This is a genomic window from Longimicrobium sp. (assembly GCF_036554565.1).
Classification (GTDB): domain Bacteria; phylum Gemmatimonadota; class Gemmatimonadetes; order Longimicrobiales; family Longimicrobiaceae; genus Longimicrobium.
Genome location: NZ_DATBNB010000128.1, coordinates 1 through 1,710, shown reverse-complemented (window position 1 = coordinate 1,710; position 1,710 = coordinate 1). Strand labels below are relative to the sequence as shown.

Genomic DNA, 1,710 nt, shown 5'->3' with positions numbered 1-1,710 from the left:
GTTGGCGGTCGTCAGCGCAACGGTGCTCACCCGCTCCGGCCCGCGGGGGGTTGGAGCCTGCGCCGCACAGCCGGCCACAAAGAGCAGGAGAAAGCCACTGGATCGTGTCATGGAAGGGTCTCGGGAGGATGGTACGACGGGAGGAGGCGAGGACGAGTGCCTCACCCGGACGCTACGCGGATTCCGCCCCGCGCGCAAGCGCCACGCAAGGCCTTCTTACGACGTGGATCGATGGACCAGCGCGTGCAGCTTGAGCATCGTCGCCCAGTTTCGCGACGTCGCCCCGTCACGGAGCGCCTTGCCGGCCGCCTCGGGCAGCTTGCTCGGCAGAGTGCCGTCCGGGCACCACACGTACGCGAAGCGGCCGGCGAGGGCCAGGCGGTCCGTGCCCCACTCCTGGTCCATCAACGGCTCCAGCTTGCGGCGGTCGGCGGGGTCGTAGAGCACGGTCACCAGCAGCCGCGACGGGTCGAACGCCTCGTCGCGCCAGGGATTGCCGTCCACGGCCTCGCCGATCTCGCGCGCGGTGAGCACCACCACCCGCGAAGACACGCCGGTCCGCTCGCGAAGCGCATCCTCGATGCGCCGCGCCGCGTCGTCCGGGTCCGCCCCGGGCGCGGTAAAGACCACGTTGCCGCTGTTCAGCAGCGTGCTCACGTCGCCGTAGCCGAGGTCCGCGACCAGGGCCCGCAGGTCGGCCATGGCGATGCGCTTGGCCTTGCCCACGTTGATGCCGCGAAGCAGCGCCACGAACCTGTCCGGCACCGGCATCCCTGTCATGGTGGAGGTCAGGGCTCGGCGCGAAGCTCGTACTGGAACTCGTACGAGTGCTGGCCGCCCTCGATGATGATCTTCATCGCCCCCGAGAGCCCCTGCAGCTCCCCCGTGGCCGAGTCCGGCACCACCGTAAGCGCCAGCTGCTGCGCGCCGCGGTTCATGGTGCCGCTGTGCTGCAGGACGAAGGTGCCGGCGCGCCCGTTAAGCGTTCCGTCCACCCGTTCCATCGCCACGTATCCAGCCGAGCCGGGCACGGCGGTGCGATGCGCCAGCATCTCGCCCTTGCTGGTGGCCTGCAGGTCGCCCTGGAATTGCTTGTCGATGGAGAGCCGCCCCAGCCCCGACTCTTCGAACGTCACCGCCTGCGGCGCGAGCTTCACTTCGAACGTTCCCGTTGCGTGCGTCATCACTTTTTCCGTTGTGTGGACTGGGTCGCCAGGCGAGGCGCTACACGCTCTCGATTGACATCCCCGAACTTGCTGCGGCGCTCCGTCCGGAACGACTTCCGCAGCTCGCCGCGGAGCGGAACTTCACGGATTCCCTCTGTCGTGTGCACGCGCAGAGACCTTTCCATCGATGGGCCCGGTCACACGCCCTTCGTGGCGGGGCCGCAGGTGCGCCTTTCCGAGCGCCGAGAACGGAAAGGTCCTGCCGTCGGCTTTTCCGCGCAACGTGACAGGCGCCGCACGGCCTGGCTCCGCAGCTCCGCTCGGATGGCTGCCCCCGACGGCCTGTCCACTGTCAGGCGGCCACGCTTCCGGTCACAGCGGGAGCGTGTACGACACGCGCACCTGCGACCGACCCGCGGGCGCGATCAGCAGTCCCTCGGCGGCCGCGCGCGAGGGGCGGCTGGCCCCGCCGGCCGACGCGCCGGACGAGCGCGGGGCGGACACGTCCCGCCACTCGCTGGTCGGCGCCAGCAATCCGACCAGG

General features: G+C 70.2%; 2 protein-coding genes. Both read right to left on the bottom strand.

Going from position 1 to position 1,710, the window contains the following annotated elements; genetic code table 11:
- Positions 1-216 precede the first annotated feature (216 nt).
- Complete coding sequence (locus tag VIB55_RS03405; RefSeq protein WP_331875262.1) at positions 217-771, bottom strand: DUF1697 domain-containing protein; 555 nt, start codon at positions 769-771, stop codon at positions 217-219.
- Positions 772-788: 17 nt separating this feature from the next.
- On the bottom strand, positions 789-1,184 hold the full coding sequence (locus VIB55_RS03400; protein ID WP_331875261.1) for a DUF3224 domain-containing protein: 396 nt from the start codon (positions 1,182-1,184) through the stop codon (positions 789-791).
- Positions 1,185-1,710 lie beyond the last annotated feature (526 nt).